Consider the following 17,431-nt stretch of genomic DNA (forward strand, 5'->3'; position numbering starts at 1 on the left):
TTATGTGATTATAATCCTTATTTAGAAAAATGAAAAGACTAATATTCTGTATTCTAAATATCCTCTTTAGTAGTTATATATTCAGTCAAAACAATTTGAGTGCGATTAAAAATGATTCATTAAAGAAATATATAGAGAATTTTGAAACAATTACCCGGCCTTTTGTTTTTTCTAAATCTAATGCAGGTGAGGAAATTAAGTCTAAATTTTTACAACAATTTTTTAATTTAGATGAAGAAGAGGTAAAAGAGAGAGGTTGTAGTTATTACTACGGATATGTATACTATGATAAGAATTATTTAGGATTTATCTACACAAAAAACTACTCTCCAGGAGCGTTTGGGATAAATCATTATTTTATAAATTTAGTTACTTTGACTTACGAAGGTGATTTAATCGATACTACAGAGTTAGGTTGTTTTTGCCACGATACAAACCTAGGAAGCAATGATTATCATAAAAGTGAACTTGATATAACAATTAGTGCTGGTAAAATCCTTATTAAAGAGAAATCAACGCATGCGACTTTGATAGAAAAAGGAAATAAAAGTGATTTTAAAAAGATAGAGAACAATACTTATCAAATAGCCATAAAGTCATCAGGAAAAATAAATAGAAGCAAGTAAATCATTAAATCACGTTTACTTCAATCTCTAAATTAATATCAAAATTCTCTTTAATAGTTTGTTGAATTTTTTGAGCTAGTTTGTAAATATCTTCCCCTGAAGCATTACCGTAGTTTACTAAAACCAAAGCTTGCTTTTCATGCACACCATATTCGCCAAATCGTTTTCCCTTAAAACCACTTTGCTCAATTAACCAACCTGCGGGAACTTTAATTTCATTTTCAGAAACGGGATAACTAGGTATAGTAGGAAATTTCTTTTGTAAATCGTTAAAATGAACTTTAGAAATCACAGGATTCTTAAAAAAACTACCACTATTTCCAATTTCTTTAGGATCAGGTAATTTAGATTGACGTATAGCAATTACAGCATCAGAAACGTCTTTTATAGAAGGCTTAGTAATTTCGTTAGAAGCTAATTCCTTTTCTATAGCACCGTATGAAGTATTGAGTTGATGTTTTCCTTTGGTTAGCTTAAAACTAACACTAGTTAGAATATATTTACCTTTTGCATGACGTTTAAAAATAGAATCACGATATCCAAAATAACAATCTTCATTAGAAAAAGAAACTAATTTTCCAGATTCAATTTCAAGTGCTTCTACTTTTGTAATGACATCTTTGACTTCAACCCCATAAGCACCAATGTTTTGAATAGGACATGTACCTACATTACCAGGAATTAAGGAAAGGTTTTCTATTCCTCCAAAATTTTGATCAATACACCATAATACGAAATCATGCCAATTTTCACCAGCATTTACCGTAAGGTAAACATTATTTTCGTTTTCCTGATCTATTGAAATTCCTTTTAGGTTAAGATGTACAACAAGTTTTTCAATATCTTGAGTAAGTAACATATTACTTCCTCCACTGATTAAAAACAACTCTTTTTCTTTTTGTAGCAACTCTTTTAAGGCATATAAAGAGTCAATAGCAATAAAACGTTTGGCATTTACATCAATACCAAACGTATTATATTTTTTTAGTGATATGTTTTTTTGAATATTCAAATTAACTATTGTACGCTTCTAAAGCAGCTTTTAAAATTTCAACACAACGTATTAAATCTTCTTTGTTTAATACATAAGCTATTCTTACTTGATTTTTACCTTCTCCTTTAGTTGAGTAAAAACCACCTGCAGGAGCTACCATAACAGTTTCATTATTATGATTGAAGCTTTCTAAAATCCATTGAGCAAAATCTTCAGAACTTTCAACAGGCAATTCAGCAATACAATAAAAAGCACCTTTTGGCTTAGCTACTTTTACTCCTTCTATTTTCTCTAGTTCAGAAATTAAAGTATTTCTTCGCTCTTCATATTCTTCAATAACATCATCAAAATAACTTTGTGGGGTATCTAATGCCGCTTCACTAGCCAATAAAGCATAAGTAGGTGGGCTTAATCTAGCTTGTGCAAATTTTATTGTAGTTTGAATAAATTCTTGGTTTCTAGAAACAATACAACCTATTCTAGCACCACACATGCTGTAACGTTTAGATACAGAATCTATAACTATAGCATTTTGTTCAAGTCCTGCTAACTTCAATACAGAATGGTGTGTAGCCCCATCATAAGTAAACTCTCTATATACTTCATCTGCAATTAGAAATAAATCGTGTTTTAAAACAATATCTTTTAATTTATTTATTTCTTCTTCACTATATAAATATCCTGTAGGATTTCCAGGGTTACAGATCAAAATAGCTTTTGTTTTTGGAGTAATCAATTTCTCAAACTCTTCTATTTTAGGTAAAGCAAAGTTGTCATCAATAGAAGAAATTACAGGAACTACTTTTACACCAGATGCAGTTGAAAAACCGTTGTAATTTGCATAAAAAGGTTCAGGAATTATAATTTCATCGCCTGGATCTGTAATACTACCAATAGTGAATAGCAATGCTTCAGAACCACCTGTAGTTGCCACTATATCATTAGCACTAACTTCAATATTATTTTTTTTATAATAATCAGAAAGTTTAGTTCTGTACGTTTCCGAACCTTCAGATCTTGCGTATGATAATACTTCTATAGCATTATTTTTTACAGCATCTAAAGCTACTTGTGGAGTTTTAATATCAGGTTGTCCAATATTTAAATGGTATACTTTTGTCCCTTTTTTCTTAGCATTTTCAGCAAATGGAACCAATTTACGAATTGGTGATTGCGGCATTGCATTTCCTTTACTAGAAATTGAAGGCATACGTTTTAATTTTTAGTTGTTTTAGGGCGCAAAGTTGCAAAAATATATTTGAAAATTACTATTGTTTTGCCCGAAAAAAAACAGCAATTCGTCTAAAGAAAATGGTTAAAAGTATCTTAAAATCTACTAAAATATAGTTTTAGATTGTATCTTGAGTAGTGGAATACAAAATGTATAGGGGTGAAAAAAGGAATACTATTTATAATATCGTTTATTTTTTTTAACATTCTTAGTGCTCAAGGTAAGTTTCAGTTCTATGGAAAAAATGATGTAAGACAAAAACTGAAATTTAAACTAATCAATAATTTAATTGTAATACCATTAGAAATAAATGGTAAAGAACTGTCTTTTATTTTAGATACAGGAGTTAACAAAACGATCTTATTTAATTTAACGAAAACGGATAGTTTAGCACTAAAGAATATAAAAAAGATTCAATTAACAGGTTTAGGAAGTGGGCAACCTGTAGATGCATTGTTATCTAAGAATAATCGTTTTAAAGTCAATAATCTGATTAATAATAATGAAGATTTATATGTAATTTTAGATGATACTTTTAATATGTCCCATAGAATGGGAATTACTATTCATGGAATTATTGGATTTGATCTATTAAACGATGTCATTATAAAAATTGATTACAGAAATAAAGAATTAACTTTCTACAATCCCCAAAAATATAAGTTAAAAAAATGCAGGAAATGTGAGGAGTTTGATTTAGAATTCTACAGAAGAAAACCCTACATTGAAGCTTATGCTCAGTTAGATACTGTTTCCAACGAAAAAATAAAAACAAAATTACTGATTGACTCAGGAGGAAGCGATGCACTTTGGTTGTTTGAAGGAACACATAAAGTTATTAAAACCCCTAAGAAGCATTTTAAAGATATTTTAGGGATGGGAATAAGTGGAACGGTGTATGGGAATAGAAGTAAAATTCCTGAAATTAAACTAGGTAAGTATACTATAGAAAAGCCAACCGTTTCTTTTTTAGATACCTTAGCAACAGTGAATGCTAGGAAATTTAAAACTAGAAATGGGAGTATAGGAGGGAACATCTTAAAGCGATTTAAAGTCTGGTTAGATTACTCAAACAGAAAAGCTATTTTTAAGAAAACAGGTTCTCTAAAAGAGGGTTTTTATTATAATATGAGTGGACTTATTGTGGTGTATGATGGGCAAAAATTGGTCAGAGAAGTAAAAGACGGTGCAGAAATTGATTCATATGGATTAAGCACAGAGAATAGGACAAATAATTTTATCTCTTTTATAACCAGTTACCTGTATTCTTTTAAGCCTTCGTTTAAAGTAGAAGATGTAATTTTAAACTCACCTGGTTTTAAAGTTGGCATTGAAAAAGGTGACATCATCAAAAGAATTAATGGGAAACCTTCACATGACTACACTTTAGATGAAATAAATGGTATGTTTAGTTATAAGCCAGGAAAGAATATCTCCATAGAAGTAGTTAGAGATGGAATGATTCGAAAATTTAAATTTAAGCTAGAGCAAAGAATTTAAGCCATAAAAAAAAGTCCTAATAATTTAGGACTTTTAGTTTATATTGTATAGAATGCTATTACTTCTCAGCTCCTTCTTTAGTAATATATCCTTTAATTTTTAGCATTTTTCTCTCTTCTTTAGCGTTAGAATATACTGTAATCGCTTTAGAGAAACCACCTAATCTTTTAGTATCATAAGATACTTCTATCTGACCTTTTTCACCTGGCATAATTGGTTTTTCAGGTTTACTTGGTACTGTACAACCACAAGTAGACTTAATATCTTTAATGATTAATGGTGCATCACCAACGTTTGTGAATTCAAAAACTCTCTTTCCTTCAGAACCTTGAGTGATTTTTCCGTAGTTAATTACGTCCTTTTCAAATTTGAATTCTTGAGCATTTACATTTAAAGCTAAAAAACAAATTGCGATAATTGATAAAATTGTTTTCATAATGTTTACTAATTGTTTAGGGATTTAATTCCTATGTTACAAATCTAATATAAATTTTTAAGTTATAAAAAATCAACTCCTAATTTTATATACGTCGTAGATAGTTGTATTTTTGTCAACCATATTCCAAAAATGATGCCAAACTTCATTTTTGATCATTTGTAAAACATTTTATAGTAATAGAAAAAACATGAAAATTCCATCTAAATACAACGCCAGCGAAATAGAAAGTAAGTGGTACGATTACTGGATGAAAAACAATTATTTTCATTCAGAAGTAGATGAAAGAGAACCGTATACCATTGTAATTCCTCCACCAAACGTCACAGGAGTCTTACACATGGGGCATATGTTAAACAATACTATACAAGATGTTTTAATCCGTCGTGCTCGGCTACAAGGTAAAAACGCTTGTTGGGTTCCTGGAACTGATCATGCATCTATTGCTACAGAAGCTAAAGTAGTAGCGAAATTAAAAGAGCAAGGAATAAATAAAAATGATTTAACTCGAGAAGAATTCCTAAAACATGCGTTTGAATGGAAAGATACTTATGGGGGAATTATTTTAGAGCAACTAAAAAAATTAGGGGCTTCATGTGATTGGGAACGAACAAAGTTTACCATGGATGATGATATGAGCGAAGCTGTTATTAAAGTTTTTGTGGATTTATATAATAAAGGATATATCTACAGAGGTTTCCGAATGGTAAATTGGGATCCTGAAGCAAAAACAACGTTATCTGATGAAGAGGTAATATATGAAGAGCGCCAAGGAAATTTATATTACTTACAATATGATATTGTTGGTTCAGAAGAAAAAGTAACTATAGCAACTACGCGTCCAGAAACTATCTTAGGAGACACAGCTATCTGTATCAATCCAGAAGATGAACGTTTTACGCATTTAAAAGGAAAGAAAGCGATAGTACCTTTATGTAATCGAGAGATTCCAATTATTGAAGATACTTATGTAGATGTTGAGTTTGGAACAGGATGTTTAAAAGTAACACCTGCTCATGATGAAAATGATAAAGTTCTTGGAGATAAGCACAATCTTGAAGTAATTGATATTTTTAACGAAGATGCATCTTTAAACTCTTTTGGATTACATTACGAAGGTAAAGATCGTTTTGTTGTACGTAAAGAAATCTCAAAAGAACTTGAAGAAAAAGGGTATTTAGTAAAAATAGAGCAACACACTAATAAAGTAGGAACATCTGAAAGAACAAAAGCTGTTATAGAACCTAGATTATCGGATCAATGGTTTTTAAAAATGGAAGATTTAGTTAAACCAGCTATTGAAGGAGTGTTAGGTGAAGATAGGGATGTGAAATTATATCCTAGAAAGTTTGAAAACACGTATCGTCACTGGATGGAAAATATCCGTGATTGGAATATTTCTCGTCAGTTGTGGTGGGGACAACAAATTCCTGCTTTTTATTATGGAGACGGTAAGGAAGATTTTGTGGTAGCACAAACCAAAGAAGAAGCATTAGAGTTAGCTAAAGAAAAGACTTCAAACGCTCAGCTTCAAGCTTCAGATTTAAAACAAGATCCAGATGTGTTAGATACATGGTTCTCTTCTTGGTTATGGCCAATGTCTGTTTTTGATGGAATTCGTAATCCAGAAAATGAAGAAATCAACTATTATTATCCAACGAATGATTTGGTAACTGGTCCAGATATTTTATTTTTCTGGGTAGCACGTATGATTATTGCAGGTTATGAGTATAAAGATGTTCGTCCATTTGAAAATGTATATTTAACAGGTTTAGTACGCGATAAACAACGTCGTAAGATGAGTAAGTCTTTAGGGAATTCTCCTGACGCGTTGAAGTTAATAGAAGAATACGGAGCAGATGGTGTACGCGTTGGGTTGTTATTAAGTTCTGCTGCTGGTAACGATTTAATGTTTGATTTTGATCAGGTTGATGAAGAAGGTAAAGTATTAACTAAAAAAGAAATCTTAGCTAGAGAAGAAGAAGGTTTACCAAAAATGTATGTTTCACCACTTTGTCAGCAAGGTAAAGGATTAGGAAATAAAATTTGGAGTGCCTTTTATTTGACTAATTTATGGGAGGTTTCTAGTGAGTTTGTACAACCTCAATCGAGTAAAATTGCTTTAGATTGGTATAAAGCTAAATTCCAAAAAGTGGTAACAGAAATTGAAGATCATTACAGTAAGTATAGATTGAGTGATGCTTTAATGGCAATTTACAAGTTGATTTATGACGATTTCTGTGGTTGGTTGTTAGAAGCAGTTAAACCTGCATATCAACAACCTATTGATAAGAAAACATACGATGAAGTAATTTCAATTTTTGAAGATAACTTAAAGATATTACATCCGTTCATGCCATTCGTAACAGAAGAAATTTGGCAATCTATATCAGAAAGAAAACCAGAGGAGGCTTTGATAGTTGCAAAGTACCCTTCAATAGATAAGGATGCTAATGAAATTTTAATTGCAGAATTTGATTTTGCAACGGATATTATTTCTGGAATAAGAACCATTAGAAAAGAGAAAAATATAGCATTTAAAGATGAAGTGGAACTTTTTGTAGTAAATCATGAAAAGTATACTAAAGATTTTGATGCAGTAATTCAAAAGTTAGTTAATGCTTCTGTAATAAATTATGTGGAAGAAAAAGTAGATGGAGCTTCATTTAGAGTAAAATCAAATGAATATTTTGTGCCAATTGCTGCTGATAATATTAATGTGGAAGAAGAAATTAAAAAGATTACTGAAGAACTCAATTATACAGAAGGCTTTTTAAAATCTGTTCAAAAGAAATTATCGAATGAAAGATTCGTAAATAATGCTCCAGAACAAGTAGTAGCTAATGAAAAGAAAAAAGAGGCAGATGCGCTCGCAAAAATTGAAACACTCAAGGCCAGTTTAGCGGCATTGAAATAAAAATTAGATATAGAAAAAGCTCAAGAAATTGAGCTTTTTTTTTGTGCATTTTATAAATTGTTTAGTAAAATTTTAAGAAAATTTAATATTTTTTTTGCAAAATGAACAAATAGAATTAAGTTTGTTAACCAGATAAGAAAAATTACAATCCCTTAAGACCAAATAGACTATGAAAAAAAATGCTTGCCTATTTTTTGTATTCCTATTTTCTATAGTTAAAATTTATAGTTATAGTCCTATTGATAGTTTGTTAAATATAGACATCAATAAATCTAAGAAATTAAATTTTTCCCATACCAGTAGGGGAGAGTTTGATTTTAACTATGTAGAGGAGAATTATGCCAAAGACCCTAAAGTTGATAGTATAGTTACCAAAGCCAAAGATATTTTCAAATCAATACAAGAAACAGGAAGCTATGTAAGTGTTCTTGGAGCTGATGATATGATTTCTTTACCTGTTGGGGTAAAGAAAAAAGTGGGGAAATTAACCACAATTATGGGGGTTAGTGAAGCACGATTCCATCCTAACTACACAGAAGTTACACTATTTGTAAAACTGATCTTACCTCAATCTGGAGCAAATGGAAAACAAAAAGAAATATTTTTTGGAGCTGATAATGTTAAAATTTCACATTCTGGAGGAATTTATGGCGATATGAATATTTCCTTACTAGGCGATATTGCAATACCTATAAATGGAAACAAAGCTTTATTAGAATTAAAAGGAGGTTTCAATATGAAAACTGGAGTAATCGATGATAAAACTTATGTTACCATTGATTGTTCTGGAATTAGAGAAATAGGGATAGCGGCAGATGTTATTTTTTCAAGAGATTTATTAGAACCTTTACAAGCAGATTTTACACCAATTAAAGATGAAAAAGTTAAAGTAAAAGGTTCATTCCAAACAGTAGTTAAAGATTGGAATGACATCTTAGCTGAAGTTACGATTAATTATCCATTTCAAATTAAAAACGAAAAGAGTACTACAGGTAAAGGAAAAGCAGGACTAGTTTTTGAAGTGAGCAACGCTATTTTTGATTTTAGTGATTTAAGAAACTCTGAGAATATGCAAATCTCAGATAGTTATAAAGAAAAATATTTAATTCCGGGTAATGAAGATCTTTGGAGAGGGGTTTATATTCAAGCAATAAAAGTTAGTTTGCCAAAGGAGTTTCAGGAGAACGGAAGTAATAAAAGAGTAACTATTGGTGCTGAAAATCTTTTGATAGATTCAGAAGGAATAACTGGAGAATTTTCTGCAGAAAATGTACTGGATTTAGATAAAGGAAATGCTGCAGGGTGGCAATTTTCAGTAAAAAGTTTATATGCAAATTTAGAAGCCAATAAACTTATTGGTGGTGGTTTTGGAGGTCATATTGTGTTACCCGTTTCTAAAGAAGTTACACAGCAACAAGTGAATTCATTGTCTGAAGAAGAATTAGCTAAAAAAGCAATAAAATATACAGCAGTAGTAGATGTTGAAGAAGAAGAATATAGTTTAACGTTAGAGCCTTTAAAGCAATTAGAATTTAACGTTTTTAAAGCAAAAGCAACATTAGAATCTAATTCTAAGATAGAATTAAAAGTAGCAGACGGTAAATTCAGACCGAAAGCTATTCTTCACGGTAATTTAAACATCAATGCAAGTAATGCTGAATTAGAAAATGGTAAAAAAGGAATTGTAGATTTCAAAGGAGTAACATTTGAAAATTTACAATTACAAACGGAATCACCTTATTTTTCTGTAGATTATATGGGGTATAGTGGAGAAGTAAAATTTGCTAGATTCCCAGTTACTATTTCAGAAATTGGCGTAACTGCTAACGATACAAAAGCTTCTTTAAAGTTTGCTATAGATGTAAATTTAATGGGGAAAGGATTTGCGGGAGGAACTAAATTAGATATCGTTGGTAAATTTCAACAAGAAAGCAATGTTCAACGTTGGAAATTTGATCGTGTAAATATTGAAAGAATAAACATAGCAGCAGACTTAGGAGCTGTTAAGTTCAAAGGTTTAGTTGATATTAAAGACGATGATCCGGTATATGGTGATGGTTTTTATGGTGAATTAGAAGCAGATTTCAATAAAATTAATGTAAAAGCAACTGCATGGTTTGGAAAAACTGATGTAAGATACTGGTACGTTGATGCGTATGCAGATTTATCTTCTTTACCTACTAAACCAATGATTGGCCCAGTGGAAATCAATGGATTCGGTGGAGGAGCTTATTATCATATGACTAAGAAATCAAATCCTCCTAAATTGGTATATGAAGGGAAACCAGTTAAAACACCTGGACCACCTTCAGGAATGGATTATGTTCCAGATTCAAATTCTGGTTTAGGTTTTAGAGCCATGCTAGGTTTTGCCTTAGGAAATGAAAAAGCTTTCAATGGAAAAATAGGTTTCGAAATGGCCTTCAATAAATCAGGAGGATTAAATCGAATTTTATTCTTCGGAGAAGCGCATATCATGAAAACTATCGACTTTAAGTTTGGAGATAAGTTTAAAAAGAAACTAACAGCTATGCAGGACAAAATCAATGATTTTGGTGAAAACAATCCTGCAATACAAAAGCTTAAAGAAACCAACTTAGTTGAATATAGTAAAGTGTCTTTCCCTCAAAATGGTTTAACATTTGATGCAGGTATCGATGCTCATTTCTCTATGGAAATGGACTTTGTGAATCGTTCCTTCCATGCTGAAATGGAAGTCTATTTGAATACACCAGGAAATTTCTTTAGTGGGGTTGGACCTAGAGGTAGAGCAGGATGGGCAGTTTTCCATACAGGTCCGGATGGTTGGTACATTCACATGGGAACTCCTAAAGATAGAATTGGATTACGAGTAGGAATCGGATCATTCAGTGTAAAAGCAACTACATATTTAATGATTGGAGATAAAATTCCAGGTAGTCCACCGCCACCACAAGCTGTTGCAGATATTCTAGGTTTACAATTGGATAATCTAGATTATATGAGAGACTTAAATGCATTAGGTGATGGTAGAGGTTTTGCTATTGGAATGGATTTAAGTGTGGATACAGGGGAAATGTCATTCTTAGTTTTCTATGCGAGGTTTAGAGCTGGACTTGGTTTTGATATTATGATTAAGGATTATGGAGAAACAGCATGTAAAGGAAGCGGACAAATTGGAGTCGATGGATGGTATGCTAATGGTCAAGCTTATGCATATTTAGAAGGAGAATTAGGTATAAAAATTAATCTATGGTTCTTAAAAACAAAAATTCCAATCATTAAAGCGGGAGCAGCTGTACTGCTACAAGCAAAACTACCGAACCCCTCATGGTTTAGAGGTTATGTTGGAGGACATTTTAGTGTATTAGGAGGATTAATTTCTGGTAAATTTAGATTTAAAATTGAGTTAGGGGATGAATGTGAAATTGTTGGAGGTGCTCCATTAGGAGGATTGAAAATTATTTCAGGGGTAACTCCAGATGATGGCGCTGCAGAAGTAGATGTATTTGCTACACCACAAGCAGCCTTTAATATGAAAATCAATAAACAATTTGATTTAGAAGATGATTCAGGAGTAAGAACTTATCGAATTTTATTAGATGAATTTACGGTTAAGAAAGATGGAAACGATATACAAGGAGAATTAAATTGGAATGAATCAAAAGATGTAGCTAATTATATTTCTTTTGATGTATTACCTCCTAAATCAACTATTAAAGTTAAAGTAGCTGTAAGTTTTCAAGAATTAAAATCAGGTACTTGGGTTACTTTATTACACAATGGTAAAAAGGCGCAAGAAATAGAAGAAAGAACATTTACCACAGGAGAAGCACCAGACTATATTCCTATGGAAAATATAGTATATACCTACCCAGTTGTTGAGCAGAAATATTTTTATCAAAAAGAGAGTAATACGGGGTATACTAAATTAAAAAGAGGTCAACCTTATTTATTTAGCCCTGAAACCAATTGGAGTCAGAAGGTAAGATATACAAGTGAAGATGGGCAATCATCAATAAATAATGTTTCTTACGATAAAGGAGGAAGGCAAGTGAATTATGATTTTTCTAGATTCTTGAATTCTAAAAAATACACACTTACTATTATCAGTTTACCTCCGGGGACAGATGCAGGAGAAAATGCAACAACCTATACTGAAGTGGATACCGGTAAGCAAGAAGGAAACTCAGTTAAAGTCCGAAATAAAAATGTTCAGAATGTAGTCAATAATGATGCGGAAACACAAGTGTTACAATTTGAATTTACTACAAGTAAATATGATAAATTCTCAGACAAATTGAAGGATAAAGACATTATTCAACATTATTTAGAGCCTATTTATTCTGATGTTCATGCCATCCAAACTGATGTAGAAGATTCTGAGCGTTTAGATGAATTAGAGTTAGAAGGAGGAGATTATACTGGACGTGAACCATTAGTAAGAGTAGAAGCAGTTTTAGATGATAGTTACTATAAAGACAGAATTTTCCCTTTAATTTATAAAAACTATCCTTTAGAGCCTGAGTTTACTGTTAGTAGAAATACAGACGAATTAGGATTACCTCCTAAAAAAGCAGTAGATATTTTAACATGGTATGTGCCTTATCTAAAGCAAAATCCAACATATTCTTTATTAGATAGAAGAATACCATTCAGATATCATTTACCATACTATTACAAAAAAGATTTTGTAGATATTCAATACAAAGTAGTGAATAAGTACTTAAACGAACCGGAGCAATATGCCTCTCAAATTAGTAAGTATAATTATATCATTAATGGGGTTTTTCCAGCCATAAGAAGTGGAAAATACAAAGTGAAAATGCAATATGTTTTACCAGGAGATAAAACAGGATCTAATTACATATTTAAATACAAAAATCCGTTTTAATGTTGAAGAATAGTAAGTTATATAAATCAGTAATACTTTTCATAGTAATGCTATTTTGTTTTGAAGGAACATTGTATTCACAATCGAAAGAAGACAAGAATTCAATCATGGTATTAGCTAGACCTCATACTAGTAATAAAATTATGTTACGTTGGGGACCAACAACACCTATATCGTTCAGAAAGCTAAATAAACATGGTTATAAATTAGTTAGATATACCATCAGTATTAGTGGTACTACTTTATCTAAACCTATAGTAAAAGATTTAGGAATTTTTAAACCTGCAAATCCTGAAGAATGGAAAAAAGTAATTGAAACAAATAATAATGCAGCCGTAATGGCGCAATCTATTTTTGGAGAGGATTTTGATGTTGAAGGAGTGGGTACATTACAAGGAATCATAAATATGTCTCAACAGCAAGAGCAACGATTCACTTGGGGATTATATGTAGCTGATCAAGATTTTGAAGTAGCAAAGTTAGCAGGATTAGGATATGAAGATACTGAGATAAAATCGACAGAAAAATACGTATATAAAGTCTTTTCATTAGTTCCAAAAGAAGAGATGGATATTAAAGATGGTGGTGTGTTTGTCGGTTTACAAGATTATCAGACTTTACCTAAACCATTGGACTTAGCTGCAATATTTACAGACAAAAAAGTGATGCTAAATTGGAATTATGCTATTCATAAGCAAGAATATAATAGTTACCAAGTGGAAAGGTCTGAAGATGGTCAAAATTTTGAGCCTGTAAATAAATTACCTTATACAACACTAAATAGTGGAGGTAGAATAGATACTAAACGAATTTATTATGTTGATTCTATAACTAATAACAAAACGTATTATTACAGAGTAAAGGGAAAAACTCCATTTGGAGAATTTAGTCCACCTTCAGATGTAGTTTCTGGTGAAGCAAAAAAAGTTCTAGCATATGTGCCTAAAATCTCAACTAAAGAAATTGTAAATGATAACAAAAGTGTAATTCTTGAATGGACATTTCTAAAAGAAGGGGAAGAATTTATCAATGGATTTGAATTAAATAGAAGTGATAAAGCTAATGGAAATTATGTTACTGTTTTAAGAAACATTTCTGCTAAAGCAAGAAAACTTAGATACGATAATTTAGATCCAACGAACTATTTTACTCTTACTGCAATAGGAAAAGAGGGAAATAGTAGAACTTCTTATCCTGTACTAGTTCAACCTATAGATTCAATCCCACCATCAAAACCAGTAGGATTACAAGGAAAAGTGGATAGTTTAGGAGTGGTAAGTTTATCATGGACATCTAATGTAGAGTTAGATATGTTAGGGTACCGAGTATTTAGAGGAAATAATAAGAATGAAGAATATACCCAAGTAACCGTGGCACCTCACCAAGCGACTACTTTTTATGATAGTATAGCCGTTAAAAACTTAAATGATAAAGTTTTTTATAAAATTGTAGCAGTAGATCAACGATTTAACATGTCTGAATATTCGGATATTTTAACTTTAGATAAACCAGATTTTATTCCTCCAAATGCACCAGTCATAACTTCTTATAAAGTTAAAAAAGAACAAGTATTCTTAACATGGGCAAATAGTAGTAGTACTGATATAGTGAAGCATGAAGTGTATCGAAAAGAAAGAGATAGTATCAACTGGAAGTTAATAGAGACTGTTCTTATGCCTAAAGATACTGTAAAAAAAGAGTACACAGATTGGACAGATACAAATATAGAAGGAGGTAAGGATTATCAGTATGAAATTAGAGCTGTAGATGATAGTAATTTAGTGTCAGAGAATAACGACCCTATTACTATCGAAGTACCAAGATTTAAATTGATTTCAGGTATTAAAAATTTTGGAAGTTATGTCGATAAAACAAATAATTTCATAGAGCTGTACTGGAAGGTAATTGATAAAGAAAGTATAGTTGAGTTAATGTTATACAAAGGAGCTAAAGGAAAAAAAATGTCATTACTACGTAATGTACCACCTGATTTTAATAGAATTGTAGATAACGATATTAAGCCAAATAATATATACTCATATATACTTCGGCCGGTGTTTATTGATGGAAGTTTAGGTCAAATTAAGAAAATAGAGGTGAAATATTAATCAACCAAAAAATCAATCTCCTTAATGAAACTAAAATTGCTTATTGTTTTCTGTTGTATATTGAATTGGATTGCCCAATCTCAATCAGAATTGTATGTTTTGATGAAAACTCCTCAAAATAATACTAAAACTTCTGGATGTAGAGTGGGAAGTTATAGAGATGGATATACAATTACTTATAGACAAGGAATCCATGATATTTCTGCAAATACAGCTAGTATAAAAATTGACTATAGAGAAGGTTATAATGACGATCCAGGTTTTGGTTGTAACGGGCGTTGTGGTCAATACCAAGAATATTGTGATGGAGTAGAAGTGCAAAGAACATTGAGTCAATTTGCTACGTATGAAAATCGTTATAATGGACCAGATCCTATTGATTGTACATCTAATACTTGTAAGCCTATCGATTATAAAGCAGTTTTGGTGCCAAAATTAAATACACCTTCAGATAGAATATGTGAGAAGAAACTTATTTTTCCAACGCATTCAGATGGAAATAACCATACGGTTTCAGGTTTAACTTGGGAGTTCTATAGTAGTAACGGAAGATGGGAAAACATACCAAACTTTAGCAATAGATTTCCATTAAATGTAAGCATATTAGATATTTTTGGAAGTAGCTGGGGGAGAATGTTTGATGGCAATTTGCAACTTAGATTTAGAATTGATGCTACGTTTATATCAGCTTCAATATATTCTAAAAGTACTTACACGATACAACTAACTGAATGTTCGCCAGAGTTGGTAGGACCTATTTTACCTGTACGTACTAAATGTAATTATTCAAATGACGGTAAATTCTCTATGACAGTAGATAGAAATTTAGTACCAACAGAAAGGCTGATAGTATCTTTATATAATCAAAACTTAGGTAACCCGATTGAGTATGACTTTTTTACTCAAGAAGCACCAACTAGTTTACAACGAATTGCTAATGGTAGATATAGACATACATGGCAAGGAAATTTACCTGCGGGTAATTATCGATTAAAATACCAAACCTTAAAAGGAAATGGTAATATCCCAGATACAGATCCTAGTTGGGCAACATTAGAATTTTCACCCATATTTAGGATTTCAAAATCAGATGCATTTCAGTATTCGGCGCAAATAATAAAAGATGAAACCTGTAAAACTAAGGCTGACGGAGAAATTGAGTTAGAAGTAACAGGAGGCGAAAGAGGAAGGAATTATTCATATATAGTATACAGAGTAGATGGAAGCAGTGTAACCATACATAAAAATTGGACAGCTTTCTCAGGTTCAAATACTACGGTTAGTAGTTTAGGTAAAGATACGTATAGATTACAAGTAAGAGATAATGAAGAATGCTATGCAAGATAAAAAGTTTATAAGTAGAATTTACCTCTATTGTTTTTTACTACTATTATTTAGTAATTATCTTCATGCGCAGAAATATAGAATTGTTTTTACAGCATCAGTTCAAGCAGAGCCATGCGATCCAGATCCTATACGAAATTCATCAGATATTTTAAGATTGGAAAATAGAAGTTTAGGTCGTTCAGTTACTTTAGCTTTAGCTAGTTGTGCAGATTTATTTGATAGTCATGTAAATACAGTAAGATTTATTGATTTTTTACCTAATGCTATATCAAGAAAAAGATATGCAGAAACTACATCAGGAAGCGTTGTTGTAGACGATTTTCAAAGGGTTAATGTCAGTTTTGCTCATTGTGATTCAAAAACAATATCCTTATCAACATTTAGTGATTCTGTTAAAATTCAAATTGAACCTTACGTAGATATAACTACTCGACCTAGTAATAATGCAGTTTGTGAGATTGATTTAGAGGCAGATGTTCAAGGTTTTGCTCCAGAAGTATATGTATGGCAATTTTATGATCAGTTTAGTACAGCTACAAATAAATGGACTAATTTTCCAAGTAGTTTACAAGGTATATATAAAGTTAGTTTTAAAATTGATGAATTGGTAGGAAACAGAGCTGAACAGTTTGATGGCACCACTATGCAGTTTAGATTAAAGAAATATTGTTCAAAATATACTCCACCGGTTATATATTCAATTATTGCGTGTTCACCAGAATTGGTAGGTCCTATTCTTCCCAGCCAAACTAGATGTAATTATAGTAATGAAGGTAGATTTATAATGACAGTAAATAGAGATTTGTTTGCTGATGAAAAAATAGTTGTGTCATTATATGTGCAAAATGTGATTAATCCTAGTCAATATGATTTCTTAACTCAAGAAGTGTCAAATAATTTAATCCAGATTTCTAGTGAAAAGTATAACTTTTCTTGGCAAGGAAATGTATCATCAGGAAACTATAAAGTAAAATATCAAACAATAAAAGGAAATGGTACTATCCCTGAAACAGATCCTAGTTGGGCAACTTTAGAATTTTCACCTACGTTTATAATTTCAAAATCTAATGGATTTAATTATTCAGTAGAAGTTTTGAAAAATGAAACATGTAAATCTGAATATGATGGTGAGATTAAGCTACAAGTTACAGGTGGAGAGTCAGGAAGGAATTATTCATATATAGTTTATAAAGTTGACGGAAGTAATGTAACTGTACATAAAAATTGGACAGTTTTTTCAGGCTTAAATACTACAGTTAGTAGTTTAGGAAAAGATACATACAGATTACAAATACGAGATAATCAAGGATGCTATGCAAGATAAAAGTATATTTTTAAAAGATTTGATTTCTAAAAAATTGATTTACAATAATAAAAAAAATGTTATGTCGAATTATAA

At 31.2% G+C, this 17,431-nt stretch carries 10 protein-coding genes; 7 read left to right on the top strand and 3 right to left on the bottom strand.

Features of this window, described 5'->3' with window-relative positions; all coding sequences use genetic code 11:
- Nucleotides 1–29 precede the first annotated feature (29 nt).
- A complete protein-coding gene (locus BVC87_RS01935; RefSeq protein ID WP_143569688.1) occupies nucleotides 30–626 on the top strand; it encodes a hypothetical protein in 597 nt (198 codons plus the stop codon).
- Nucleotides 627–630: 4 nt separating this feature from the next.
- On the opposite strand, the gene murB is transcribed toward BVC87_RS01935, so the two are convergent.
- Both murB and BVC87_RS01945 read right to left on the bottom strand, forming a co-directional pair.
- The gene (gene murB / locus BVC87_RS01940) at nucleotides 631–1,638 is read right to left on the bottom strand and encodes a UDP-N-acetylmuramate dehydrogenase (protein WP_075340666.1); all 1,008 of its coding nucleotides are present in this window, start codon (nucleotides 1,636–1,638) and stop codon (nucleotides 631–633) included.
- A 1-nt stretch (nucleotide 1,639) separates the two neighbouring features.
- Nucleotides 1,640–2,830: a pyridoxal phosphate-dependent aminotransferase gene (locus tag BVC87_RS01945; RefSeq protein ID WP_075340667.1), complete on the bottom strand. Its 1,191-nt coding sequence runs from the start codon at nucleotides 2,828–2,830 to the stop codon at nucleotides 1,640–1,642.
- 180 nt (nucleotides 2,831–3,010) lie between these two features.
- Here BVC87_RS01945 and BVC87_RS01950 point away from each other — a divergent pair, with 180 nt between their 5' ends.
- The gene (locus tag BVC87_RS01950) at nucleotides 3,011–4,351 is read left to right on the top strand and encodes an aspartyl protease family protein (RefSeq protein WP_234974618.1); all 1,341 of its coding nucleotides are present in this window, start codon (nucleotides 3,011–3,013) and stop codon (nucleotides 4,349–4,351) included.
- A 58-nt stretch (nucleotides 4,352–4,409) separates the two neighbouring features.
- Here the strand turns inward: BVC87_RS01950 and BVC87_RS01955 are convergent, their stop codons facing one another.
- Complete coding sequence (locus tag BVC87_RS01955; RefSeq protein ID WP_075340669.1) at nucleotides 4,410–4,787, bottom strand: DUF1573 domain-containing protein; 378 nt, start codon at nucleotides 4,785–4,787, stop codon at nucleotides 4,410–4,412.
- A gap of 190 nt (nucleotides 4,788–4,977) precedes the next feature.
- Between BVC87_RS01955 and BVC87_RS01960 the strand changes: the two genes are divergently transcribed.
- The 5 genes from BVC87_RS01960 (at nucleotide 4,978) to BVC87_RS01980 (ending at nucleotide 17,356) form a co-directional block, all read left to right on the top strand.
- Nucleotides 4,978–7,704, top strand: coding sequence for a valine--tRNA ligase (locus tag BVC87_RS01960; RefSeq protein ID WP_075340670.1), 2,727 nt, complete (start codon nucleotides 4,978–4,980; stop codon nucleotides 7,702–7,704).
- Nucleotides 7,705–7,873: 169 nt separating this feature from the next.
- Nucleotides 7,874–12,577, top strand: a complete 4,704-nt coding sequence (locus tag BVC87_RS01965; protein ID WP_075340671.1) for a hypothetical protein — start codon at nucleotides 7,874–7,876, stop codon at nucleotides 12,575–12,577.
- The gene (locus tag BVC87_RS01970; protein ID WP_075340672.1) at nucleotides 12,577–14,685 is read left to right on the top strand and encodes a fibronectin type III domain-containing protein; all 2,109 of its coding nucleotides are present in this window, start codon (nucleotides 12,577–12,579) and stop codon (nucleotides 14,683–14,685) included. Before BVC87_RS01965 ends, BVC87_RS01970 begins: the two co-directional genes overlap by 1 nt.
- A gap of 102 nt (nucleotides 14,686–14,787) precedes the next feature.
- On the top strand, nucleotides 14,788–16,032 hold the full coding sequence (locus tag BVC87_RS01975; protein WP_075340673.1) for a hypothetical protein: 1,245 nt from the start codon (nucleotides 14,788–14,790) through the stop codon (nucleotides 16,030–16,032).
- Nucleotides 16,010–17,356 (top strand): hypothetical protein, encoded by a 1,347-nt coding sequence (locus BVC87_RS01980; protein ID WP_075340674.1) that lies wholly within the window; start codon nucleotides 16,010–16,012, stop codon nucleotides 17,354–17,356. The genes BVC87_RS01975 and BVC87_RS01980 overlap by 23 nt, the downstream gene beginning before the upstream one ends.
- Nucleotides 17,357–17,431 lie beyond the last annotated feature (75 nt).

This window comes from Tenacibaculum agarivorans, assembly GCF_001936575.1.
Classification (GTDB): Bacteria; Bacteroidota; Bacteroidia; order Flavobacteriales; family Flavobacteriaceae; genus Polaribacter; species Polaribacter agarivorans.